Origin of the sequence: Streptomyces sp. SID12501 (assembly GCF_010550245.1) — a bacterium.
In the GTDB taxonomy this organism is placed as follows: Bacteria; Actinomycetota; Actinomycetes; order Streptomycetales; family Streptomycetaceae; genus Streptomyces.
The window spans coordinates 1-497 of sequence record NZ_JAAGLU010000469.1; the positions used below are offsets into that span (position 1 = coordinate 1).

Here is a 497-nt window from a genome sequence, read left to right on the forward strand (position 1 = left end):
AGAAGCGTGGAACCTCGTCGCGGTCGGCGGTGTAGTCGACCCGGTTCCAGACCTCCCACTGGTGGTGCGAGCCGTGGTCGGGGTCGTTGGGGTGCACGTCGTGCAGGTCGTACCCCGGCGAGGCGGGGCTGTTCTCGACGTACGGGCGCGTGGGGTCGAGCTCGGCGACCACGGCCGGGAACAGCTCGGTCGCGTACCGCAGGCCCCACGTGCGCCCCTCGAGCTCGTCGGGCCACCCCCAGTCGCGGAAGCCCCACAGGTTCTCGTTGCCGCCGTTCCACACGACGAGCGAGGGGTGCGGCGTGAGGCGCGCGACGTGCTCGCGGGCCTCGGCCTCGAGCTCCTCCAGCAGCGGCGACTCCTCGGGGTACGCCGCGCACGCCAGCAGGAAGTCCTGCCACACGAGCAGACCGCGCTCGTCGCACAGGTCGTAGAAGTCCTCGGACTCGTAGATCCCGCCGCCCCACACGCGCACGAGGTTGAGGTGCGCGCCGAGG

At 71.8% G+C, this 497-nt stretch carries 1 pseudogene; it reads right to left on the reverse strand.

The features are described from left to right. Positions 1–497: pseudogene (locus tag G3I71_RS46820) on the reverse strand (glycoside hydrolase family 2 protein); the annotation flags it as partial.